Origin of the sequence: Candidimonas nitroreducens (assembly GCF_002209565.1) — a bacterium.
Taxonomy (GTDB): domain Bacteria; phylum Pseudomonadota; class Gammaproteobacteria; order Burkholderiales; family Burkholderiaceae_B; genus Candidimonas; species Candidimonas nitroreducens.
Map to the genome: position 1 here is coordinate 289,005 of NZ_NJIH01000006.1, position 23,458 is coordinate 312,462.

25 protein-coding genes are annotated in these 23,458 nt (G+C 63.1%); 11 read left to right on the plus strand and 14 right to left on the minus strand.

All coding sequences use genetic code 11. From position 1 onward, the window contains the following. Positions 1-53: 53 nt before the first annotated feature. From CEY11_RS11480 to CEY11_RS11500, 5 genes are all read right to left on the minus strand, one after another. Positions 54-776, minus strand: coding sequence for an ATP-binding cassette domain-containing protein (locus tag CEY11_RS11480; protein WP_088603525.1), 723 nt, complete (start codon positions 774-776; stop codon positions 54-56). Between the two features lie 31 nt (positions 777-807). After that, positions 808-1,485 carry a molybdate ABC transporter permease subunit gene (gene modB, locus CEY11_RS11485; protein ID WP_088603526.1) on the minus strand — a complete coding sequence of 226 codons (678 nt, stop codon included), beginning with the start codon at positions 1,483-1,485 and terminating at the stop codon, positions 808-810. 233 nt (positions 1,486-1,718) lie between these two features. Next, positions 1,719-2,462, minus strand: a complete 744-nt coding sequence (modA, locus tag CEY11_RS11490) for a molybdate ABC transporter substrate-binding protein (protein WP_088603527.1) — start codon at positions 2,460-2,462, stop codon at positions 1,719-1,721. 320 nt (positions 2,463-2,782) lie between these two features. Then, entirely contained in the window at positions 2,783-3,445 is a 663-nt protein-coding gene (locus tag CEY11_RS11495) for a carboxymuconolactone decarboxylase family protein (RefSeq protein ID WP_088603528.1), read from the minus strand. 109 nt (positions 3,446-3,554) lie between these two features. Next, entirely contained in the window at positions 3,555-3,965 is a 411-nt protein-coding gene (locus tag CEY11_RS11500; RefSeq protein ID WP_088603529.1) for a (R)-mandelonitrile lyase, read from the minus strand. Between the two features lie 132 nt (positions 3,966-4,097). Between CEY11_RS11500 and CEY11_RS11505 the strand changes: the two genes are divergently transcribed. From CEY11_RS11505 to ybaK, 3 genes are all read left to right on the plus strand, one after another. Further along, positions 4,098-5,030 carry a LysR family transcriptional regulator gene (locus CEY11_RS11505; RefSeq protein WP_088603530.1) on the plus strand — a complete coding sequence of 311 codons (933 nt, stop codon included), beginning with the start codon at positions 4,098-4,100 and terminating at the stop codon, positions 5,028-5,030. Between the two features lie 99 nt (positions 5,031-5,129). Then, positions 5,130-6,026 (plus strand): site-specific tyrosine recombinase XerD, encoded by an 897-nt coding sequence (xerD, locus tag CEY11_RS11510; RefSeq protein ID WP_088603531.1) that lies wholly within the window; start codon positions 5,130-5,132, stop codon positions 6,024-6,026. Between the two features lie 128 nt (positions 6,027-6,154). Continuing rightward, positions 6,155-6,658: a Cys-tRNA(Pro) deacylase gene (ybaK, locus tag CEY11_RS11515; protein ID WP_088603532.1), complete on the plus strand. Its 504-nt coding sequence runs from the start codon at positions 6,155-6,157 to the stop codon at positions 6,656-6,658. Between the two features lie 13 nt (positions 6,659-6,671). Here the strand turns inward: ybaK and CEY11_RS25550 are convergent, their stop codons facing one another. Then, positions 6,672-6,824 carry a hypothetical protein gene (locus CEY11_RS25550; protein ID WP_198958885.1) on the minus strand — a complete coding sequence of 51 codons (153 nt, stop codon included), beginning with the start codon at positions 6,822-6,824 and terminating at the stop codon, positions 6,672-6,674. A 397-nt stretch (positions 6,825-7,221) separates the two neighbouring features. Next, a complete protein-coding gene (locus CEY11_RS11520; RefSeq protein ID WP_088603533.1) occupies positions 7,222-8,739 on the minus strand; it encodes a CoA-acylating methylmalonate-semialdehyde dehydrogenase in 1,518 nt (505 codons plus the stop codon). 211 nt (positions 8,740-8,950) lie between these two features. Here CEY11_RS11520 and CEY11_RS11525 point away from each other — a divergent pair, with 211 nt between their 5' ends. Further along, on the plus strand, positions 8,951-9,874 hold the full coding sequence (locus tag CEY11_RS11525; RefSeq protein WP_088603534.1) for a LysR family transcriptional regulator: 924 nt from the start codon (positions 8,951-8,953) through the stop codon (positions 9,872-9,874). Between the two features lie 90 nt (positions 9,875-9,964). Here CEY11_RS11525 and CEY11_RS11530 read toward each other — a convergent pair whose 3' ends face one another. Then, a complete protein-coding gene (locus CEY11_RS11530; RefSeq protein ID WP_233154838.1) occupies positions 9,965-10,750 on the minus strand; it encodes an enoyl-CoA hydratase/isomerase family protein in 786 nt (261 codons plus the stop codon). A gap of 176 nt (positions 10,751-10,926) precedes the next feature. Then, on the minus strand, positions 10,927-11,907 hold the full coding sequence (locus CEY11_RS11535; RefSeq protein WP_088603535.1) for a Bug family tripartite tricarboxylate transporter substrate binding protein: 981 nt from the start codon (positions 11,905-11,907) through the stop codon (positions 10,927-10,929). 80 nt (positions 11,908-11,987) lie between these two features. Between CEY11_RS11535 and CEY11_RS11540 the strand changes: the two genes are divergently transcribed. Beyond that, positions 11,988-13,295, plus strand: a complete 1,308-nt coding sequence (locus tag CEY11_RS11540; protein ID WP_088603536.1) for a CaiB/BaiF CoA transferase family protein — start codon at positions 11,988-11,990, stop codon at positions 13,293-13,295. A 35-nt stretch (positions 13,296-13,330) separates the two neighbouring features. Beyond that, the gene (locus tag CEY11_RS11545) at positions 13,331-14,062 is read left to right on the plus strand and encodes a GntR family transcriptional regulator (protein ID WP_088603537.1); all 732 of its coding nucleotides are present in this window, start codon (positions 13,331-13,333) and stop codon (positions 14,060-14,062) included. A gap of 156 nt (positions 14,063-14,218) precedes the next feature. Here the strand turns inward: CEY11_RS11545 and CEY11_RS11550 are convergent, their stop codons facing one another. From CEY11_RS11550 to CEY11_RS11560, 3 genes are all read right to left on the minus strand, one after another. Beyond that, positions 14,219-14,701, minus strand: a complete 483-nt coding sequence (locus CEY11_RS11550; protein ID WP_088603538.1) for a nuclear transport factor 2 family protein — start codon at positions 14,699-14,701, stop codon at positions 14,219-14,221. A 23-nt stretch (positions 14,702-14,724) separates the two neighbouring features. Then, entirely contained in the window at positions 14,725-15,708 is a 984-nt protein-coding gene (locus CEY11_RS11555; RefSeq protein ID WP_233154839.1) for a Bug family tripartite tricarboxylate transporter substrate binding protein, read from the minus strand. Between the two features lie 226 nt (positions 15,709-15,934). After that, positions 15,935-17,365, minus strand: a complete 1,431-nt coding sequence (locus CEY11_RS11560) for an FAD-dependent oxidoreductase (RefSeq protein WP_198958886.1) — start codon at positions 17,363-17,365, stop codon at positions 15,935-15,937. Positions 17,366-17,683: 318 nt separating this feature from the next. Here CEY11_RS11560 and CEY11_RS11565 point away from each other — a divergent pair, with 318 nt between their 5' ends. The 5 genes from CEY11_RS11565 (at position 17,684) to CEY11_RS11585 (ending at position 21,412) form a co-directional block, all read left to right on the plus strand. Then, a complete protein-coding gene (locus CEY11_RS11565) occupies positions 17,684-18,595 on the plus strand; it encodes a LysR family transcriptional regulator (protein ID WP_088603539.1) in 912 nt (303 codons plus the stop codon). A 226-nt stretch (positions 18,596-18,821) separates the two neighbouring features. Further along, on the plus strand, positions 18,822-19,601 hold the full coding sequence (locus CEY11_RS11570; protein WP_088603540.1) for an SDR family NAD(P)-dependent oxidoreductase: 780 nt from the start codon (positions 18,822-18,824) through the stop codon (positions 19,599-19,601). Next, positions 19,570-20,028, plus strand: a complete 459-nt coding sequence (locus CEY11_RS25730) for a YciI family protein (protein WP_233154840.1) — start codon at positions 19,570-19,572, stop codon at positions 20,026-20,028. Before CEY11_RS11570 ends, CEY11_RS25730 begins: the two co-directional genes overlap by 32 nt. 23 nt (positions 20,029-20,051) lie before the next feature. Further along, positions 20,052-20,285, plus strand: coding sequence for a hypothetical protein (locus CEY11_RS11580; RefSeq protein WP_088603542.1), 234 nt, complete (start codon positions 20,052-20,054; stop codon positions 20,283-20,285). A 131-nt stretch (positions 20,286-20,416) separates the two neighbouring features. Continuing rightward, positions 20,417-21,412 carry a Bug family tripartite tricarboxylate transporter substrate binding protein gene (locus CEY11_RS11585; protein ID WP_088603543.1) on the plus strand — a complete coding sequence of 332 codons (996 nt, stop codon included), beginning with the start codon at positions 20,417-20,419 and terminating at the stop codon, positions 21,410-21,412. 254 nt (positions 21,413-21,666) lie between these two features. On the opposite strand, the gene CEY11_RS11590 is transcribed toward CEY11_RS11585, so the two are convergent. Both CEY11_RS11590 and CEY11_RS11595 read right to left on the minus strand, forming a co-directional pair. Next, on the minus strand, positions 21,667-22,425 hold the full coding sequence (locus tag CEY11_RS11590) for an SDR family NAD(P)-dependent oxidoreductase (protein ID WP_158215287.1): 759 nt from the start codon (positions 22,423-22,425) through the stop codon (positions 21,667-21,669). Further along, a complete protein-coding gene (locus tag CEY11_RS11595) occupies positions 22,422-23,444 on the minus strand; it encodes an Ldh family oxidoreductase (RefSeq protein WP_088603545.1) in 1,023 nt (340 codons plus the stop codon). Before CEY11_RS11595 ends, CEY11_RS11590 begins: the two co-directional genes overlap by 4 nt. Between the last annotated feature and the right edge of the window lie 14 nt (positions 23,445-23,458).

The following is a 23,458-nucleotide window of genomic DNA, read 5'->3' on the forward strand; positions in this document are numbered from 1 at the left end:
TCTTGAAGGGGTGCGGCCTCCCTGCCTCGGTGCAGGCAAGCCGCACGCAGGGCTCAAGCGGCCGCTTGCACCTGCAGGTCGCCGCGCTCGGCCAACTCGGCGGGATTGACGCTGCCCACGATGGCTCCGGCACGGATCTCGAAGACCTCGTCGGCCAGCTCGGCCACGTCGTCGGGGTCATGCGTGATCAGGATCATGGGGATATCCAGCTGCCGCTGCAGGGCCGCGAGCTCCTGGCGCATCTTGCGCCGCAAGGTCACATCCAGCGCCGAGAAAGGCTCGTCCAGCAGCAGCGCGCGCGGCTCCAGGGCCAGGGCACGCGCCAGGGCAACCCGCTGCTTCTGGCCACCCGAAATTTCGCCCGGGTAGCTGTCGAGTATGGGCTGCAGTTCGAACGCATCGACCCAGCGGCGCGCGGCTTCTGCCAGCCGGCGGCGCCGCGGATTGCTCCATCCCGATCGCAGGCCGAAGCTTATGTTCTGCGACACAGTCAAGTGCGGGAACAGCGCATAGTCCTGGAACAGATACGCCAGGCGGCGCTCGCGCGGCGGCAGGCATATGTCCTGGCCGGAATCGAACAGCACGGCTCCATTCAGGACGATGCGCCCGCGTTCGGGGCGCACCAGGCCGGCGATGGCCTGCAGCGTCATGGTCTTGCCGGCGCCCGAGGGCCCGAACAAGGCAAGCCTGCGCTGCTCGGTGTGGAAGGCCACGTCCAGCCGGAATTCGCGCTGCCCGGACAGCAGGCGATGCTCGATGCGCACGCTCACGCTCATGAGGGCAGCCTGCGGCCGGCGCATGCGGCCTTCATCGCTTCGATCCCCTGCGCCCGTATGCCGGCAAAAAATGCCCCGCCAGCAAGAGCACCACGATGCAGGTGATGGAAGTCACCAGCACCAGGATATTGGCCAGGTCGTCGTTGCCCGCCTGCACCGCCTCGTAGATGGCAATCGACAGCGTCTGCGTACGGCCGGGAATATTGCCGGCGATCATCAGGGTGGCGCCGAATTCCCCCAGCGCCCGCGCGAAAGCCAGCAGCACGCCGGCAAATATGCCGCGCGAGGCCAGCGGCAGCACCACGCGGAAAAAGATCGCCGCCTCGCTCGTGCCCAGGATCCGCGCGGCGTTGCACAGCTGCGGGTCGACCTCTTCGAAGGCCGCGCGCGCCGACTTCAGCACCAGCGGGAATGCCACCACGGTCGCGGCCAGCACTGCGCCCTGCCAGGTGAACACCAGTTCTATGTTCCAGTGCGCCAGCCACACGCCCAGCCAGCCCCTGCGGCCGAACAGCACCAGCAGGTAATAGCCCATGACCGTGGGCGGCAGCACCAGCGGCAGGGTCAGTACGGAATCGACGAAGTTGCACCAGCGCGAGCGCCAGTGCGCCAAGCCGAACGCGGCCGCCGTACCCAGTACGGCGGCAAACAAAGTGGCCCAGCCGGCCACCTTGAGCGACAACAGCAGGGGAACGACCAATCCCGTCATGGCTTAGCGCGGTTTGTGCGTGATGCCGTCTGGCCCGGCGCGTCGCGCAGGGCCGCGGCCTACGAATGGGCGAAGGCCCGCGAAACAGGCCGGGCCATCGGGCCTGGCCGACACCGCACCCATGGAACACGATGCAGCGGGGCGTCCTGCCAGGCTCGCTCGCGACCCAGGCAAACAAGATGCCAGCCGGCAGGATACTACGAACTACACGTGCCGGCCGGGCCGAAGGGCTTTCAGGGCTTCTTGAAGCCATAATGCGCCAAGATCTCCTGGCCTTGCGGCGACAGCACGAACTTGACGAACTCGCCGGCATGCGGGCTCACACCCTTGCGCGCCACCACGGCAATCGGATACAGCACCGGCTTGGGGGCGGGCAGCGCCTGCACCACCTTGACCTTGTCGGGCATGATGGCCGCATCCGTCCCGAACACAAAGCCGGCCTCGACCTCGCCGCGCGCCACATAGTCCAGCGCCTGGCGCACGTTCTGCGCCAGCACCGCCTTGGGCTGCACCGCCTGCCACATGCCCACCTGCTTGAGGGAGGCCTCGGTATAGCGGCCCACCGGCACCGAGGCGGGATTGCCGTAGGTTACGCGCTTGACGTCGGCGCGCTTCAAGTCCTTGACATCGTGCAGGCCCAGCTTGCTGTCGGTCGGCACGATGAGCACCACGCCGTTGCGGGCGAAGTCCTTGCGCGTGGCCGGATCGACCGCCTTTTGCGCCACGGCCTTGTCCATGGCCTTTTCATCGGCCGAGGCGAACACATCGGCCGGTGCGCCATTGACGATCTGCTGCAGCACCACATCGGAAGCGCCGAAGCTGGTCAGTACCTTGGTGCCGGGATGCTTGGCCTCGAACTGCTTGGCCACGTCCTTGAACGCATTGGTCAGGCTGGCGGCGGCCGACACCACGATTTCATCGGCCATGGCGGCAGGCGTACCCACGGCGAATCCGGCGGCGACAACGGCCGCATACATCCATGCTTTCACTCTGTTCTCCTTTGATGTGCCGGCAATTCCATTTCCAAATCAACCGTGCATCGTGTCTGCTTCGTTTTCGCGTTCACGATCGATTCAGAAATGGAATCAGGCGGCGCGATGCCCGCCAACAGTGGCGGATCGGGCAGGCCCACCGGCTGCGCCGGCCTCGCCCTTGTGGCCGCCGTGCGCACCCATCGAAATATATATACCTATATAACGATAGTCAAATCGCCGCAGCGGCGGCTGCATGTGCACCCGCAGTTAACAGCAAGGCCGCAAACATCATGGAGCAGCCGTTGTCCGACGGCGCCCTGTCACTACCCGGACAGTGTGGCGAGCTGGCGTTCCAGCGCCTCATGGGCGCGTTGCGCGGCGCCGGCATCCACACGATCGGCCAATACCTGGCCGATCTGGCGCAACTGGCTGGCGGAGCAGCCGACGTTCATGCTGATGCGCATATGCGCCTGCAATTGCGCCTCGACTCCCGGCAAAACCGACAGCATGCTCAGGGTGGCGAACTCGCGGCTTTGCCAATCGAGGTTGTCGCGCTCGAATATGTCGCCGAACAAGTGGGTCTTGAGGTACTCGTCGATCGCGGGCGCGAAGTCGAGCACCGGCCCCTTGACGGCACCGCCAGACAACTTGGTCTGGTTGGCGGTTCCCGCGGTAAGCAAGGCCGCGCCCGTGGGAATGGGGCGAACCGGAGCCTGGCCGATCGCATCCTGGATGCCGCGCTGCCGGCGCGACTCCAGCACCCTCATCAGCGCTCCGAGAGCATTGAGGCTGCGCGGAAAGCCGGCGTATGCGTAGACCTGCACCAGAATTTCCCGCAAATCGCTGACCGTCAGGCCCGCGTCCAGGGCCTGGCTCAGGGCAGCATCCAATTTGACGATATCGCCCGAGGCTGCATTGGCTGCAACCGGCACAATGGCCTGCTGCCGCAGCGACAGGGAATCCGATTCGGCTGATGTACTAGACATGGTTGATGATTCCTCTGGAAGGCGCGAATTTTCACGATCGCGAGGCGGGTCGCGCCGGCCCGGATTGCCGGCACATTTCGCAGCCTCACGCTACGGATCCCGAGAAGGATCAGGCCTTGGGCGGGCCTGCAAGATATTCCTCGTCGCTGACCTTATCCATCCAGACGACGTTGACGCCGTCGAGGGCCTCCTGGATGGCGATATGCGTCATGGCCGTGGTGGGCGACGCACCGTGCCAGTGCTTGTGTCCGGGCGGACACCAGATCACGTCGCCCGCACGGATCTCGACAATGGGCTCGCCCTCGCATTGCGTCCAGCCGCAACCCGAGGTGACGACCAAAGTCTGGCCCAGAGGATGCGTATGCCAGGCGGAGCGCGCGCCAGGCTCGAAGGTAACGCTGGCGCACGAGACACGGGAGGGGGCGGGCGGGTTATTCAGCGGGTCGATACGAACCTGGCCGGTGAACCATTCGGCGGGGCCTTTGATCGCGGCCTGCGATCCGGCGCGTTTGAGTTCCATGGCAATGCTCCTGAAAAAATGCCCGAATGCCGCGACAACGGCTTGCGGCAAGGGCTTGGTGGAAATATATGGCACATGGGATTAGTTGAGAAGATAGTAAAATTAGTATATTTATGTGCATATAATTCACCAATGCCGAAAGAAAGCCTGAACGATCTGCAGGCGTTCGTGGCCGTGGCCCGCGAGCGCAGCTTCACCCGCGCAGCCGCCCAACTGGGCCTGTCGCGCTCCGCACTGAGCCACGCCATGCTGGCCCTGGAAGCGCGCCTGGGAGTCCGCCTGCTTACGCGCACGACGCGCAGCGTATCCACTACACAGGCCGGTGCCCGGCTGCTGGACGCCGTGGCCCCTAGGCTCGACGAGATCGCGCTGGAACTGGACTCGCTCAGCGCCATGCGAGACAAACCGGCGGGCACGGTGCGCATCACGGCGCACGACCATGCCATCGCCACCATCCTCTGGCCCCGGCTGCAGCCGCTGCTGGGCCAGTATCCCGACATCCAGATCGAGCTCAGCGTCGACTATGCCCTCACCGATATCGCCGCCCACCGCTACGACGCCGGGGTGCGCAGCGGAAACCGCGTCGACAAGGACATGATTGCCGTGCGCATCGGCCCCGACTTCCGCATGGCGGTAGCTGCAACGCCCGGCTATCTGGCAGGCAAACCGCTGCCAAGCACGCCGCACGAGCTGATCCAGCACCGCTGCATCAACCTTCGGCTGCCCACCCATGGCGGCCTGTATGCCTGGGACTTCGAAAAGGACGGGCAGGAAATCAATGTACGGGTGCAAGGGCAGACCGTATTCAACAACACCTTCCTGATGCTGCAGGCGGCCCTGGACGGCATGGGCTTCGCCTATGTGCCGCTAGACCTTCTACAGCCCCACATCGAGCAAGGCCGGCTGGTGCCGGTGTTGAAGAATTGGTGGCCGCTGTTGACGGGCTACCACCTGTACTATGCCAATCGCCGCCAGCTGGCGCCGGCACTGGCGTTGGTCATCGAGACGCTGCGCTGGCGCGAGGGCGGTATCGGCGCGGCGCCCCGCAGCTCCCATACACGCTGACATCCCGCGTCATGGATATAGAATGCTTCCGATGCATATACATCCCTTCTGCCACTCGCTTCGACACGATCCGCCGGCCGTCCGCCCTGCCGCTACGCCATGCATTCCGCCTCCGACTCGATAGACGCCTTCCTGGACGCCGTCTGGCTGGAGGACGGGCTGGCCGAGAACACGCTGGCCGCGTATAGGCGCGACCTGAGCGCTTATGCCCGCTGGCTGCACGACAAGGCGGGCAAGGACATCGACCAGGCCCAGTCTGCAGACATCCAGGACTGGTTCGTGGCGCTGCACCCCAGTTCCAAGGCCAGCACCTCGAACCGGCGGCTGGCGGCGCTGAAGCGCTACTACCTCTGGGCCTTGCGCCAGGGGCGGGTCGCCACCGATCCCTGCCTGACGCTGCATTCCGCCAAGCAGCCGGCACGCTTTCCCAAGACGCTGTCCGAATCCCAGGTCGACGACCTGCTGCAGGCTCCGGACGAGAACACCGAACTCGGGCTGCGCGACCGCGCCATGCTGGAAACCCTGTACGCAACCGGACTGCGTGTCTCGGAGCTGGTCAACCTCGGACTGCTGGACATGAACCCGCAGGAAGGCGTGGTGCGCGTCATCATGGGCAAGGGCGGCAAAGATCGCCTGGTGCCGCTGGGTGCCGAGGCGCTGCATTGGCTCGAACAATACCTGGCCCGCTCGCGCCCCGCCCTGCTCGGGCGCCGCCACTGCGACGCGCTGTTCGTCACCGCCCGCGCCGCTGCCATGACGCGCCAGTCCTTCTGGCTGATCGTCAAGAAATACGCCGCGCAAGCCGACATCCATACGCCGCTGTCGCCGCACGTGCTGCGCCATGCCTTCGCCACGCATCTGCTGAACCACGGCGCCGACCTGCGGGTGGTGCAGATGCTGCTGGGCCATGCGGACATATCCACCACCCAGATCTACACTCACGTCGCGCGCGAACGGCTCAAGGCCCTGCACGCGCGCCATCATCCGCGCGCCTGAGCCATCGATGGATCGATCAGCAATGAGCAGCCACTTATGCATCGGCGATCCATGCATCAGCCATCGGCGAACCGGCCGTCCATGAACCGGCCATCCAAAAACCAAAACCGCATCCTGCAATCCACGCCATGAACAGCAAGACCCGCCACGTATCCGAAACACCCGCCACGCAGATGTTGAAAAAGCATCGCGTCGCCTACGGCGAACACCCCTATGAATACGTCGATCACGGCGGCGCGGCCGAGGCGGCCCGGCAGCTGGGCGTAGCCCTGCATCAGGTCGCCAAGACCTTGATCATGGAAGATGAACACGGCCACCCGCTGGTGGTCGTGATGCATGGCGACTGCGAGGTCTCCACCAAGAATCTGGCGCGCCAGATCGGCGCCAAGAAAGTGGCGCCATGCACGCCCGAGACTGCGCAAAAGAATTCAGGGTACCAGGTGGGAGGCACCTCGCCCTTCGCCACGCGCCGGAAAATGCCGGTATGGGTGGAGGGCAGCCTGCTGGACTACCCGCTGATCTACCTGAACGGCGGACGCCGCGGCTATCTGATCAGCCTGGCGCCCGGCGCATTGGTGGATCTGCTGCAGGCCCGCCCCGTGCAAGCGGCGCTGCCGAAAGCGGGGGCGTGAACGGCACTGCTCATCAATAACGGTAGTAAGGCCGATAGGCCGGATGCACGACCACCACCGGCGGCGCCACCACCGCGGGTGCGGCGACATAACCTCTGCGCGTCGGCACCACCACACAGCCAGCCAACAACGAAAGCAGCGCGGCGGCCATGAGTATTTTTTTCATGATCGTGAACTCCCTGGAGTTGCGGGGCCTGCGGCCCGCGGCCCGATTGCCGCCAACCCTTCCCGCACGAGCCATTGCTCGACGTACCGATCATAAGCGGCCGTACACAGGCTGCGCGCACCCGCATCCGGGCAGTTATTTCGCCGAGTTACGGAACCGCGTCCAGCGCCCCGCGCGCGACATATCGCGTTACCAAGCTGCGGCATCGGCGCCACGCCCGCCACGCGCCAGCGTGTTTTCTTATACTTTTTTAATACATGCAGCCGCTTGTACAGACACATAAGGCCGCATACAAATGCGGCCTTCGAAAACATGCAGCCGTCGAAACCGCCGACGGCTGCACTCCCCGCAACTTCGCGGGCACGGCGCGGCGGCGACTGCGCCGCCGCAACCGCGATCAGACCGTCGGCATCACGAACTCGTTGCCCTTGCTGATGCTTTCCGGCCAGCGCTGCATGACGGACTTCTGGCGCGTATAGAAGCGCACGCCTTCCTCGCCGAATGCATGGGTGTCGCCGAACAGGCTGCGCTTCCAGCCGCCGAAGCCGTGCCAGGCCATGGGCACCGGAATGGGCACATTGATGCCAACCATGCCGACATGGATGCGGCGCGCGAATTCACGCGCGATGTGGCCGTCGCTGGTGAAGCACGACACGCCGTTGGCGAACTCGTGCTTGTTGATGAGTTCGACAGCCTGGCCGAAATCGTCGACGCGCACGCAGGCCAGCACCGGGCCGAAGATTTCTTCGCGGTAGATGCTCATATCGGGCTTGACGCGGTCGAACAGCGTGCCGCCGACATAGAAGCCATCGTCGTGGCCGGGAACCTTGTAGCCGCGGCCGTCCACCTTCAGTTCGGCGCCTTCTTGCACGCCCGCCTCGATGTAGTTCTCGATGCGCTCCTTGGCCTGGCAGGTGACGACCGGGCCCATTTCCGCATCCAGATTCATGCCGTCCTTGATCTTCAGGCTGCGCGCACGCTCTTCGAGCAAGGGGACGATGCGGTCGGCCACGCTGCCCACCAGCACGCCCACGGAAATCGCCATGCAGCGTTCGCCGGCAGAGCCGTAGGCCGCCCCCACCAGCGCATCGACGGCGCGCGACAGGTCGGCATCGGGCATGATCACCATATGGTTCTTGGCGCCGCCCAGCGCCTGCACGCGCTTGCCGAAATGGGCGCAGCGCTCGTGGATGTAGTGGGCAATGGGCGTGGAACCCACGAAGCTGACCGCGGCCACGTCGGGATGCTCGATCAGGGCGTCGACAGCCACCTTGTCGCCTTGCACGACATTAAACACGCCGTCGGGCAGGCCGGCTTGCTTGAGCAGGTCGGCCATGAGCAGCGAGGCGCTGGGGTCGCGTTCGCTGGGCTTGAGGATGAAGGTGTTGCCGGAGGCGATGGCCACCGGGAACATCCAGCAGGGCACCATGCATGGGAAGTTGAACGGCGTGATGCCGGCCACTACGCCCAGCGGCTGGCGCATGGTCCAGTTGTCGATGCCGGTGGCGACCTGGTCGGTATAGCCGCCCTTGAGCAGTTGGGGAATGCCGCAGGCGAACTCGATCACGTCCATGCCGCGCGCCACCTCGCCCTGGGCGTCGGTGAAAACCTTGCCGTGCTCGGCGGTGATCATCGCCGCCAGCGCGTCGGTATGCTGCTGCATCAGCGCAAGAAAGCGGTTGAGAATGCGCGCGCGCCGCACCGGCGGCGTATCGGCCCAGGCCGGCGCGGCCTTGCGCGCCGCCGCCACGGCGGCATCCACGTCTTGCGCCGTGGACATCACCAGATGCCGCGCCACGGCACCGGCGGAAGGGTTGAACACGTCCTGCTTGCGCCCCGAACTGCCGGGTACGCGTACGCCGTTGATGTAGTTGACGACGTCCTGGTCGTCGGTATAGGGCTGGGGAGCACTCATGGCGGGTCTCTGATCCTGTCTGAAGTTGGGCCCGGCGTTGCGGGCCGCGGGTAAAGGCTCCCGCCGGCGAGGCGAATCGATGGCCGGCAAGAGTGGATGCAGCCCAGTATAGGTTTCCCCTGCGGCGCCTTCAATGCCCTAAAACTGGACTCATTGTTCAAAAAAATTGACAATACGCAGGGCAGCGGAGCCCCGCGGCACGGAAACCATCATGAAAGAACACGGCAAGGAACCCCTGTGGTCGCACATCTACTGGCTCAACGCCCTGTCGGAGGCCGGCAGCTATACGGCCGCGGCCCGGCACCTGGGTGTCAGCAAGGCCGCCGTCAGCCTGCGCATCGCCGAACTGGAACAGGCTGCCGGCGTCACCCTGGTCAGCCGCACGACCCGCAGCGTGCGCCTGACCGAGGCGGGGGAATCGCTGGCCAAGCAGACCCGCCATGGCTTCGAATCCATAGAACAGGGGTTCGCCAGCGTGCGCGACCTGGCCGACAGCCCCAGCGGCACCTTGCGCGTGACCGCCCCCATGGCTCTGGGCCGCCAGAAAATCATCCCCACGATCGGCGCCTTCCTGCTGCTGCACCCCGAAGTGCGCATCGAGATCGAGCTTTCCGACCACTTGAGCTCACTTGCCCGCGAGGGCTTCGACCTGGCCATACGCCATACGTCGAACGTGCCCGAAACCCACGTGGCCTGGAAATTGCGCCCGAGCCGCACGCTGCTGGTGGCGGCGCCGGCCTATCTGGCGCGCCACGGCACGCCGCGCCGCCCCGAAGACCTGGGCGGCCACAACTGCCTGTCGTACCTGCGCCCAGGCCTGCCGCCGGTATGGGTGTTCGAGCCTAGCCAGCGCAAGCGCGACAGGCGCAGCGTCCCCATACACGGCAACTTCTGCGCCAACAACAGCGAGGCCCTACGCGAATTGGTGCTGGCCGGCCAGGGGGTGGCGCTGCTGCCCGACTTCAGCGCCGAACAGGACGTGGCCGCCGGGCGCCTGTGCCACCTGCTGCCTGGCTGGAAGCCGGCCAGCGTGTTCGGCGATGCCATTTATGCAATACGCCCCTACAGCGCCTACGTGCCGCGGGCGCTGCGCATGTTCGTAGCGCATTTGAAGGAGGCCATGGCGCAGTCATGAGCCCGCACGCGTACGAGTCGGCAACCCATATCCGTCTATAGCCGCGTGCAGGCCGGATCCGGCCTGCACGCGCACCGCTCCCCGCACGACTCAGCGGCCCGACCAGCGCGCGGCGCGCTTTTCGTTGAATGCGCGCACCCCTTCCCTGCGGTCTTCGGTGCGCACCAACAGATTATGCGCGGCGATATCCAGCGCATAAGCGCCGCGGAACTCCATGCCGCCGCCCTGCTGCACCGTGGTCTTGGCCCAGCGCAGGCTCAGGGGCGCACCCGCGGCGATCTGGCGCGCCAGCTCCAGAGCCCTAGGCAGTGCGCCGCCTGCGGGCGTGACTTCATTTACCACGCCCCAGTCGTGCGCGGTCGAGACCGGCAGCTCAGCCCCGGTATACAGCATCTGCTTGGCGCGCCGCATGCCGGCGGCGCGCGCCAGGTTCTGCAGACCGCCCCCGCCGGGCAGGATGCCCAGCTTGGATTCCGGCAGCGCATAGCGCGCGGTGGCATCGGCGATTATGAAATCGCACATTAGCGCCAGCTCGAACCCGCCGCCAAAAGCGATGCCCTGCGTTGCCGCTATCGTCGGCCAGGGGAATTCGCGCAAGGCCAGCAGCACGTCTTCGATGAGCTGGTGCTGCAAGGCCCAGGCCTCGTCGCTCATGCCATTGCGCTCTTTCAGGTCGCCGCCCGCCGAGAACGCACGCTCTCCTGCCCCGGTAAAGACCAGGCAGCGCACCTCGTCCCGGTAGGCCAGGTCGCGCAGCACGTCCCACAGCTCGTGCCACATCTGCGTGTTCATGGCATTGTGTACTTGCGGGCGTGCCAGGGTCACTATCTGGGTCGCCGCGCATTGCGGGTCGGGAGCGAGGCGGATCGTTTCCATATTGTTTTCCGGCATCATCAGGATCAGGGACTGGCTTGTCGATTTGGATATCGGCACGCTTCAGCGCGCCGCATCGGGCAAGCGCGGCAGAACCCCAGTATATATTTGCACCGGGCCGGCCCTAACGAGGATGGCAGTTGCGGCCACCCCCGAGGATGAAAGAGGCTTCTTTCACATTAAACGCTGCGGTATATGCCGAGGCTATGCGCCACGCCGTCCCAGTACTTGGTCTGCCGGCCGATGAAATCCGCAAAACCGGACGGGCTCTGGGGCGCCACGGCCTCCATGGCCAGCACCGGAAGCTGGGCCTCGACTTCGGGTTCGCGCATTACGGCTGCGAAGTCGGCATTGAGCTGCCGCACCATCGCATCGCTTACCCCCGCCGCCGCCATCAAGCCATACCAGCCCCCGTCCGGCGTGCCCTCGACACCGATACTGCCCAGAGCGGGCACTCCCGGCAGGAACTGGGACGGGTGCGCGCCGGAAATGGCCAGCGCCCGGATCCGGCCGGAACGCACGTGCGGCAGGCTGCTGGGCAAGCCGTCGAACATCAGCTGTATGGTTCCGGAAATAAGATCGGTCATGGCCAGCGAGCTGCCGCGGTACGGCACGTGCACCGCACGCACGCCGGTTGCGCGCATGAAAGTTTCCATGGCCAGATGGCTCGTAGAGCCCACGCCAATGGATCCATAACTGTACTTTCCCGGTGCCCGCTTCATGACCTGGATCAGCTCGTGGATATCGCGCGCCGGAAACGCCGGATGCACCATCAGGCCCACAGCGGTCGTGGACAGCAGAGTGACCGGCTTCAGATCCTTCTGCACGTTGTAGGAAAGATGCTTGTAGATGCTGGGGTTGATGACTATGGGTGAATTCGAAGTCAGCAACAGCGTGTACCCATCGGCGCCGGATTTCAGCACCTCATTCACCGCCAGCGTGCCATTGGCGCCCGCGCGGTTCTCGACGATGACGGGCTGTTTCCAAAGCGCATACAGGCGCTTGCCTATGGCCCGGGCCAGCACGTCCGAGCCTTGTCCGGGAGCAAAAGGCACGATCAGCCGCACGGGCCTGGAAGGGTATGTCCGTGCAGCCGCCCACACCGCTGCCGGCATCGCCAGAGCCGCCGCGCCCCCCATGATGAATGACCGCCTTTTCATGCCTAGCCTCCTGTTGATTGCAATTTTTTGATTATGATATATTGTTATATCAATTTCAAGAGCCGCCCTGGACGACAGCCATGACCAGTAACGATCCCGCCAGCTCGGCGCACATATCCACGGCCAAGCCCGGCGCGAACGAACTGCCCCTGTCTGGCGTACGGATTCTGGCGGTAGAGCAATACGGCGCCGGCCCCTTTGGAACCGGCTATCTGGCCGCACTGGGCGCCGAAATCATAAAAATAGAACAGCCCCAGGAAGGCGGCGACGTGACCCGGCACCTGGGGCCGTATTTCGATCCGCAACTGCCGGACACGGCCCGCAGCCTGTTCTTCCAAAGCCTCAACCTGGGCAAGAAAAGCCTTACGCTGAACCTCGGCAGCCCTCGCGGCAAGTCCATTTTCCGATCGCTGGCCAAGACGGCCAACGGCGTGGTCAGCAATCTGCGCGGCGACGTTCCGCAGCGCCTGGGCCTGACCTACGCACAGCTCGGGCCTGTGCAGCCCGCCATTGTCTGCGGCCACCTGACCGGCTACGGCCGCGACGGGCCGCGCGCCGCGTGGCCGGGCTACGACTATCTGATGCAGGCCGAGGCGGGTTATTTCTCTTTGACCGGAGAGCCCGACTCGGCTCCCGCGCGCATGGGCTTGTCCATGATCGACTACATGACCGGAGTGGTAATGGCTCTGGCCGTGGTCAGCGCCATACTGAAGGCGCGTGACAGCGGCCGCGGCTGCGACGTGGACGTATCCTTGTACGACGTGGCGCTGCACAACCTGAACTACCTGGCCGCCTGGCACCTGAATGCCGGATTCGCGCCGACTCGCCAGGCCCGCTCGGCCCACCCTTCCCTCGTGCCTTGCCAGCTGTACCGCACGCGCGACGGATGGATCTATCTCATGTGCAACAAAGAAAAATTCTGGGCCGCCCTGTGCGACGCAATCGGCCATCCGGGCCTGGCCGACATGCCCGCCTTCCGCAGCTTCAAGGACAGGCTCGAGCATCGTGACGAGCTCACCACGATACTGGACGGCATACTCGGAACGCGCGACACCGGAACATGGATGCAGGCGTTCGCCGGGCGCGTGCCGGCCGCGCCCGTGCATACGGTCGAGCAGGCACTGGGTTCGGAATTCAGCAACAGCGGCGGCCGCATCTCAGAGCTGGCCGCCGGGGATGCGCTCCTGCGCATGCCGCGCAACCCCATACGCGTGTCCGGCACAGGCCCGACCGGCGAAGGCGGCGCCAACGGGCCCGGCGACCCACCGCGGCCGGCTCCTGAAACGACACCGGCCCCGCAGCTCGGGGCAGACACTCGCGCACTGCTGCAGGAAATCGGTATTTCCGACGCCGAGCAGGCTACACTGAAGGCAGACGGAATCATCTAAAAAATATCCAGGCCTTCAGGCCTTGCCCATACCTTATGCCCCTAACGCATGGCGGCCCGCGCTACGCGCTGTTGGCCCAAAACCTCATCGGCAAGATCAAACAGGGGGTGTACCCGGCGGGCAGCCTGCTGCCGACCGAAGCCGAGCTGGGGCGACAGTTCGATGTCAGCCGCATCACGGTAAGGGCCGCGCTCAAGGAACTCGAAACCAAAGGCCTGATCACGCGCCGGGCACGCATCGGTACCCGGGTCAATGCGCCCCGGCCCGCCAGCGTGTTCGTGCAAACCGGCGACACGGTCGAGGAAATGCTGCTCTTCACCAAGGGCATGCCGTTTCGCAAGACTGGCTCGCGCAGCGTAATCGTCAACGCCGAACTGGCCGCCGCGATGCAACTGCCCGAAGGCCAGGAATTCCTCGAGCTGCGCGGCCTGCGCGGCCCCCGCCATCAGCCGATCGCGTACAGCCATCATTACATCCCGGCTTTGCGCGCCCCGCTGGCCAGCGCACTCGACGGCGCGGTCGCCGCCATCGCCGACATCGTCGCTGAAGCCTCGAACCGGCATATCGCAACCATCAGGCAGCAAATCGAACCCGCCAGGCTCAAGGCGACCGAAGCCAGGTTGCTGAACGCCAAACCGCAGCTCACGGCACTGCGCTCCCGGCGCTGGTTCTACGACCAGGACGGCAGCCTGCTGGTCGCAACGCTAAGCATCTTCCCGCAAGGACGCTACGTGTATAGCTCCGTACTACAGCGCAAGACGGAATAATGACGGCTACCTGCCGCCGCTGGCGTGCGCGGCGGCACCACGGCTTCCGTGCTGCGCGGGCGGCACTACCATGGGCCAAGCCGAGCCGGATGGCGCAGCCTGTTCCAGCAAAGGTCATTCCAGACGCCAGAAGCGGCGCGGCCTGACCGTAAACCTCTATCTGCCGGCCGTTATTCGATTCGCCAGGCTGCTTGCAAAGACGGGAGGCGCTTTGAAGCTCCAATCCAAGATATGCCTGCGTTGGCAGATCAGCCACCGCCCGTCATCGGCCCGGCGCAAGCTATCGATGTACCGAAGACCCCTTATAGCCATCTGATCATCGATCTCGGGGGGTGGAACCATAAAGGCGACAGCATATGTCTCAGTTTCCGCGGACTGCCCATCGAGCCGGACGAGATTGAAATTTCCCATGAAGTGCATGGTGATCTGCATCTCGCCCTTCGCAATCCGTTGGAACGTCCGCAGAGAGCCCATGACCGCGTCGATTCCGTGCTCTGGCGGCCGTCCATCATAAAGAACCTGGATATCGTCCGCAAAGCAGGCACGCACCAGCTCTTTGCTGCCGCTGTCGATGCCGCGGAAATAGCGGGCGATTACGTCGTGAATTTCAGCACGATCTGCCAGGGTCTTGATATCCATGCCGCCGCCTTATTGAGTGCTGCCTACTTGCCAAGGCCCGATTTCTTGCTGAAATCTTTCCACTTCTTGGTATCGGCCTGGACGAAATCCTGCAGCGCCGCCGGCGACCCGTTGAAAATCTCGTACCCCTGAGAGTTCATGAATTCGACTGTCTTAGGCATGACAGCAACTTGTCTTACCGCCGAGTTCAATTTTTCAACGACCGCGCCCGGTAAATTCTTCGGCCCGACCAACGCATAATACGTGTACGGATCGACACGCCCAAGCCCGGGAGCCTTGGCTTCCGACAAGGTGGGCACGTTGGGCAATTGCGGTACGCGCTTGGATCCCGTTACCGCCAATGCGCGAACCCGCCCGCTGGTTACCAAAGGCATGGCTCCCTGCACAGGCGAAAGCCCGATTTGCACACTGCCCTCCATAATGGCGGTCATGATCTGGGCATCTGCCTTATAAGGTATGTGAGTCATCTTGATGCCGGCCAGATTCGACAGAAGCTCGGTCTGGAGGTTGCTGGCCGAACCGACTCCCGAAGACCCGTAATTCAACGCCCCGGGCCGTTGCTTCGCGTAGGCAATCAATTCGTCGATATTTTTCGCCGGAAACGATGGGGTACAGACCACCACCCCCGCCGCCGTGCCGACCAGCGCAATAGAGGTGAAATCTTTCAGTGGATCGTAGGGCAGATCGCTACGAACCCCGGGGCCTTGCGACATGGCACTGCCGGAAGCCAGGAACAACGTGTATCCATCCGGGTGAGACCCCATCAATGCGCGTATCGCGACCAGTTGCAAAGCACCCGGACGGTTGTCGACGATGACCGGCTGCTTGAGCACGCCGGCAAGAGCCGTAGCATAGTAGCGCGCTATGGCATCGGTGGATCCGCCGGCGCTGAAGCCGACGAGGAGCCTGATGGGTCTTTCAGGGAATTGAGCCCCAGCCGCAGACAGGGAAACTACAAATACAGCCACGGCCAATATGGCACGGGTGAAGCTGGTCTTGATATGCACGTCTAACCTCCGCAAAAAGTGCCATCGGGCCAACACAATATGGACACGCTGGCGCACAGCTTAGCATGCTCCAATCAAAAATGGAAATAGTTTCATTGATCAAAACTCTTAAAATCACTGGAACCTTTGCCGGCCGCCCACTACCTCTCCAATTCTGCGCACCCGCTCGAAAATGGCCACACATCCGGCCGCGGCGCGGCACAGAATGCCGCCAGTGACCAGAAGGTCATCGGGCCAGCGAAGCAATGTCATCTGCAGCACGCAGCCCGAATACGGTGGATCGGGTCAGGCCTCCGATGTACGCAATCTGATCCCGGCCACCACCTTCAAGTCCGCCGGTTGCGCATCCCGCCGCATACAGCCCCGGTATGGGCCGATTCGCCGTATCGAGCACCCTGCCGAAAGAATCAACGGCGATGCCACCCATGGTGTACGTGATTCCGGCACACAGCTGCACCGCGTGATAGGGCGGGGTTCCAATCGGGTGGGCACGGTAGGCAGCGGTACTGCGCTTCGGCACCAATTCCGTGGCCAGGCCGTCACTCACGGCAGCGTTGTATTGCGCCACGGTCGACTCGAGCTGCGCGGCAGGCATGCCAAGCTGCCCGGCCAGACCATCGAGGCTATCGGCCGTGTATAGCGTCCCCCCCGCGGAAGTCAGTGTGGGATTGGCGGGAATCAGATATTCACGCCCCGGCCCGTTCCATATCGCCGCATCAAAAATCGCCGTCGCGCATAGCGGATCTGGCTGAGCGGCAATCGCATTGGCCATCGTCACGCCGCCAAGCCCCTCGTCCAGGAACCGGCGTGCCGATCTGTCCACCACGATCCCGGCGGCACATACGAAATCCATCATGGGAAAGGGCCAGAGATCGTCGTTGTGCAATGCGTCCCGTGCCAGCACGTGCCCATAGAATCGATCCAGGCCTACGAGTTGCGCGCCGACTTCGCGAGCCATACTCAGACCGTCCCCAAGCCCGGTTTGCGCATTACGCTGCTTGAGCTTTTCCGGCGCCGGACTGATGAACTCGCGCAGCAAATCCAAATTGGAATGGAAGCCGCCGTCACAAATCACCACGGCCTGCGCCCCGACCTGCAATGTTTCCGGCCCGCGCACTGCCTCGAGGCCGACACAAGATGCGCCTTGCATGCCTAGCCGCAGAGCGCGAGTGCCGCGCGCGATCTGCCCGCCGTTCCTCTGAAATTCTCCCGCCAGGGTGCGCAGGAGCACATCCCCTCCCCGCCCCTCCCAGTAGTCGCGGCCGTGTATCCGGATCGGAGGCGCCAAGGTGTGCTTGCGATAGGGTTCGTGTCCGACCTTGATGAATCGAACCCCCTTCTTTTGCAGCCAGCGAGTCGCCTCGGCAATGCCGCCGGCCAAAGCCTCAACCAGATCCGGCCTCGCAGAGCCTTGCGTGCGCTTGTTTATCGCCTGAAGTATGAGCTCGGGGTCATCCATCACATCCTGATGCGCGACGTGGAACGCGCCGCCGGCCATGCGGGTGTTGCATGGATACTTTTCGGCTTCGCCCTGTTCCAGAACAAGCGTCTTGATACCCAATTCCGACAACCGCAATGCGGTGACCATACCGGCAATACCGGCCCCGATCACCACCGCATCCGATTCAAGTCTATTCACGTCTACCCCTCTTCTCATTCATTGCACGCCACGGCACCGGCCGATTCCATTTGCCTCAGCGGACGAGAACCTCGAGCGATGGTAATGCGATCCCCCGGACAGCAGCCGGATTGCATTTTTAATGTCTTGCAAATCGACGTTGAAGATGCCGCGTCCGGGGCCGCAAACCGAGCCTCGACAATCGGCACCCATCACATCAATTTACGGAATTGATTTCAATGATTGAAACATGTTAAAGTCGAGTCGAAACACCCTACCCAACGCCGCCCCAGAGATGGCCTCGCTCGCGGGCCTCTCTCGTCTTGCGCTTGAACTGGCCGGAGCTCGACCCGAACGATGGAAAACGTCAGAGGCATAACCACTTTCATCCGCATCGTCCGCAGCGGGAATTTCAGTACGGCCGCCAGGGGGCTGGGCATAACCCCGCAAGCTGCGAGCATGCACGTAAAGCAGCTGGAGGATTGGGTCGGCGTCAGGCTGTTCAATCGCAGCACCAGACAAGTCAGCCTCACGGAAGAGGGAACCCGCTTCTATCAGACGTGTGTCGCGGCCGTCGATGCGATCGACGACGAAGTAGAAAGAATGCGCGACTCGTCAAAAGAAGTATTCGGAACCGTCAGGGTGGCGGCTCCGGTCGGCATCGGAATACATTTCGTCGCGCCGGCCATCGGGCAGCTTCTGGAAATGCACCCTCGCATATCCATCGACCTGCTGATCCAGAACAGAATCCCTGACGTGGTGGCCGAGGGCATCGACGTCGGGGTTCTTCCACATCCGCTACCCGAAACAACGCTGATTGCCCGCCGTGTGGCCACGTCTCCGTTCGTCCTTTGCGCCTCGCCCGCCTATCTGCAGCGAAACGGCACCCCGCAGACAGTCGAAGAGCTCGCGCGGCACCGCCGCATCGCCCTACGCAGCTGGATCACAAAAACCGTCCGGCCCTGGCGCTTTCGATGCGCCGGCACCATCGTGACCAGCCCCGCCGAGGCCAGCCTGATAACCAACGAGGCCGACAGCCTGATCGAAGCGATGCTGGCCGGCGCCGGAATCGGCCTTATAACCAAGTACCGTGTGGTGCCTTATCTGCGCTCGGGCCGGCTCAAGACGGTGCTCGACGGGCTTGTCGACGGCGAATTGAGCCACTCTATCTATATGCAGCAACGCCGCAAGTTGCCTAGAAAGACCCGAGTCGTAGCGGACTTTCTCTATGACGTGCTAAGCACGCATCCCGACCTGCGCGAACGATAAGCCGGATCGCTCTTCGAGTTGCCCGGCTGGATGCATCCATGCGGTGGGCCGGCAATACTACTTTCCCCGTGCTCACACACGACACGCTCGTATTTGATGAATGATAGTCCTCGCAAAGGCGAGAGTCACGAGCAAGCCAGGTTTAATTACCTACAAGATCAGTTTGTAAGTAGAGGGCGTAGACTGGCCGCAATTTCAATCTTTCGCAAGGGGAACCCAGTTGCGCTTGAACGACAAAGTAGCCATCGTCACCGGATCCGGATCGGGCCTTGGCAAGGCGATAGCGTCACGGTTTGCACTCGAAGGCGCCACAGTCGTCGTGGCGGATCTGAACGAGTCGACGACGGCCGACACTGTACGGGAAATCAAAGACGCCGGCGGCAAGGCATCGGGCTGCAAGGTCGACGTCACGCAGCAGAAGGACGTGGGCCGACTCATGGCCGATGTCGCACATGCGCACGGCCGAGTCGATATTCTGGTCAATAACGCAGGCATAACGCACTATCGCGACTTCTCGAGCACGAGCGGCGCCGACTGGGACGCGGTATTGAATCTCGACCTGAAAGGAGTCTTTTTCTGCGCACAAGCCGCCGCGCCGTACATGCGGCGCCAGCAGCACGGCAAGATCGTCAACATTTCTTCGAGCCTGGGCACCGGCACGACTCCGCACGTCGGCAGCCTCTCGCCCGGGGCGAGCTCGGCCTACGCGTCGGCAAAGGCTGCGGTCATCCAACTGACCAAGACTCTGGCACGCGAACTAGGGCCCAGCGGCGTCAACGTCAACTGCGTCGCCCCGGGGTTCTTTCTTACGCCCCTGACCGGCGCCGTCCGCTCACCCGAAGAGGTAGAAGAACACATCAGGGTCAGAAAAAGCATGGCCGTGCTGAATCGTGCCGGCAAAACCGAAGAGCTGGCACATGCCGTACTGTTCCTGGCGTCCGAAGAAGCGAGCTTCATCACCGGACACACGCTTTATGTCGACGGAGGCCGCACGGATCGAATGTGAACCGATGCCGCAGCCGGAATATCGATGCAGGCACCTCGCCCCGCCCTGTCTTCGGCGCGCCACGCGCAGACGCCGTGCGCTTGCCCGGATCCCCCCACCCCCACCCTCGGAAATCGACAAGGAAATAAACATGCTCTGGATGATTATGTGCACCGACAAGCCCAACCAGGCCGAAAAGCGTGCAGAACTGCTCGCCGCGCACAGGAAGTACCTGGACGGAAAAAACGACATGATTTTCTTTTCCGGCCCGCAGGAAAGCGATGACGGCAGCAGAATGATAGGCAGCCTCTTCATCGTCAGCGCCCCCGCCAAAAAAGGCGCCGAAGACTTCATCTACAACGAGACGTTCTATCAGGCTGGGGTTTTCGCCGACGTCGCCATCCGCCGCGTTCGCAAAGGGCGTTTTTTCCCCGAACGTATCGCCTGAACGGGCAAACCGGGCAAGACACCATGACCGATCATCAACCTCAGTACAAAGCACTGAACTTCATCGTCGAAAAAGGGGACATGCTCCCGCCGATAACGCTGCTTGGCGTGCTGCTTCTGACAGGGCTGATCTGGTGGAGCGGGGCCTCCATCATCGTAGTGCCGGCAGGCATCGCCGTGGCCGCCCTGCTTTACCTGCTGATGCGCAGTTATGTAGAGCTTGTGCGCGTAATCGTCGACATGCTGCTGCCGAAATGAACACCGGCATTCGCCGCCGGCGGCAGTGGCAGCGCATACGAACACCATGACAGGCCGAAGAGCCAAGAGGCCGACGCAGGCCGGCCGGCCAAGGCCCGCATGCTCTCGCAGACGACATATTGGAGACATCCATGCATACGCTCAAACGACGTTCTTTCCTGGCCTGCGCGATAGGCGCTATGCTGCCTTTCCTTGCGGCTCACGCGCAGAACGGCGACGCCGGCTATCCGTCAAAGCCCATTGAGCTCCTGGTCGGATTCGCGCCAGGCGGCTCTACGGACTTCATCGCCAGGCTGCTTGCCCAGAATCTGTCCAAGGCTCTGGGAACACCCGTCATAGTGGCCAATCGGCCCGGAGCCGACGGGCTCATCGCCACGACGACAGTCGCACATGCCAAGCCTAATGGCTACACGCTGCTGGTCACCAGCATGGCGTTGACGACCAACCCTTACCTGTACAACGACAACAAATTCAATCCGACCAAAGATTTCACCCCGATTACGATGCTCATCGACGTTCCCAACGTACTGGTGGTGAACTCGAACGTGCATGCCGAGAACTTGAAGTCTTTCCTCGAGGCGGCACGAAAAAGACCGCGCCCCCTGACCATGGCGACGACCGGGAAGGCCGCCCCAGGGTATCTGGCCACCGAGATCCTCAAGCAGGCCTCGAAAGTTCCATTCGAGATCATTTCCTACAAAGGATCGGGGCCGGCGCTTCTCAACGTCATGGCCGGGCACGTGGATGCCTCCATGCCGACCATCGTCGCTTCCCTCCCCGGTTTGAAGAGCGGCAAACTCCAGGCTCTCGCCGTCACCGGGCTGGAGCGTTCCCCGCTGATTCCGGATGCCCCGACATTCGGCGAGGCGGGCGTCGCAGAACTGCGTACCGGCTCCGGCTGGTACGGACTGGTGGGGCCGGCGGGCATCCCAGCCCCCATCGTCGAGAAGCTGAGCACGGAAGTGCGCAAAATCATGGCTCAGCCCGAAGTGAGAAAAGCCGTGCTTGCCCAGGGTGCCACGCCACATACCACGACGAGCAGTGGAATGCGTGAATTTCTGGATCAGCAATATAGCTACTGGGGGAAGATCATCAAGGAGGCGGGCCTCCAAGCCTCCAGCCAATAACGTATGCTTGACCGACAATTGGTATTTCCAGGGCTGCCATTCCGGGCCCGCTGACGGGCATGTATGCCGTGGGCACGCCGGTGTCACGCAGGGGCCGGGAGCCCCTGCAGCAACTTCCAGACATGCCTATCGGTTGAAATGCCCGATGCAGGGTTTTTTTCCGTGCGGCAATATACAGCCCGGAAGAAACGCGAACTCGAAAGAAACGCGAATCATGACGCCGGCGCCCATCGTGGGCGCCGCTTGCTGATCGGCTACGGCGCCATGAATCCGCCGCCGTTGATATCCATCACCGTTCCGGTGATGAAGCCGGCACGATCCGATGCAAGAAAACTCGCGGCGGCGCCGATTTCTTCGGCTTCGCCGAGGCGGCCCACAGGGAGTTCTCGAAGCGAATAGGCCTTGATGTCGTCGGAGGACAGGTCTGTGAGCGGAGTGCGAATGCGCCCCGGCGCGATCGCATTGCTCGTAATGCCGCTGGCGGCGTATTCGCCTGCGATGGAGCGTGTCAGCCCGATCAGGCCGGCTTTCGAGGCGGCGTAGAAGACACTTCCTTGCTTGGTATACGTGCGTGCGGTGCGTGACGCGATATTGATCACGCGGCCCCAGCCTCGTGCCGCCATGCCGGGCAGCAGCGCCTTGCCAAGTAGAAAAGGCGCAGTCATGTGTAGAGTCAGGGAAAAGTTCCACTGATCAAGAGATGCCTCTTCAAAGGCGTAGGCATGCCCTTCCGGCGTCTTGAGGTGAGTGCCTGCATTATTGACCAGCACATCGCAACCGTTGCCCTTTTCCGCCAGTTCAAGACACAGCGATTGAATCGCTGCCAGATCTGACAGATCCGCGATGAGGGCGCGTGCAGAATGTCCCTGCTCGTGCAACTCGGCTACACGCTGATGGATGGATTGGTTCCGGTCGACCAGAATCAGATCCATGTCGTCTTGCGCAAGGCTGCGGGTGATCGCCCAGCCGATACCCGATGCCGCGCCGGTGACAAGAGCGGTTCTCTTCGTCATTGCGTTTCTTCTATGTTGTGGCATAGCGCTTGTAGCTGTTGCCAGATATGTTTATCAATAGAAATGCCTTCGGCGCCCCGCCGTCTGCGCTCAGCGAGCGCACGTTCGGACGGTAGCCGGATATCGCTTACACCCTCCTGTTTCGGCGTGGCCTTGATACGGGCCAGTGTTTCGCTCAGTTGTCGTCGATAATCTTCGAGCGGAACCAACAGGTCGGGCCGCATGGCTACCAGAAGGTAGCCATAATCCTTGTTCGGGCTTAGGGCGGAGCCGGCCATGACACCTAGCGCCTGCATGGCCAACCCTATGGCAAAGCCTCGATAACCAGCAAAGTTCAGTATGGATCCCTCACGGGCGGACTGGGGGTCGCAGGTTGGATTGCCTATGCGATCTATTGCCACGCCAGGGGGCAGGCTACCGCCCCGCCGCTGGACGAGGGACAGTTCCGAAACCATGTAGGCGGAAGTTCCAAGATCGATCAGCAAGGGGTCTGCCGCAGTGGGGAAACCGAAGGCGATGGGGTTGGTTCCTATGGCCGGCGCAGCTGCCCCGGGCGGCGCGACAATGGAAAAGGACGATACCGCAAGCATGCCGATCAGCCCGGCATCGGCCAATTGCTCGACGAAGTAGGCGCTACGCCCGGTCATCCAGCTGTTGTATACGCCAACCACGGCAAAGCCATGCTGGGCGGCCCGCTTTTTCGCTTCTTCGATAGCGGTATGAAGCGCCAGCATTCCCACAGTGTTGCCGCCATCGATCAAGGCCGATACCGGTGTTTCGTGCTGGATTCTTGGCGCAGTGCGAGGTAGAGCAGCCTTGGGATGGCTTGCCAGGTCGAGTATCTTGGGTAGTCCGGAGTATTCGTAGCCGCACAGCGCGGCGTCCAGAAGCTGATCGGCAATGATCTCCGTTTCGTTGGTGTCGTAACCCAAATGAGGCAGGATCTCGCGCATGGCGCGCCGCGCGCCGTCGGCGGTGAAATCCATACGCTCGGTGCCGGCATCGTCATGAGAATGCATAGGAAGCCTTTGTC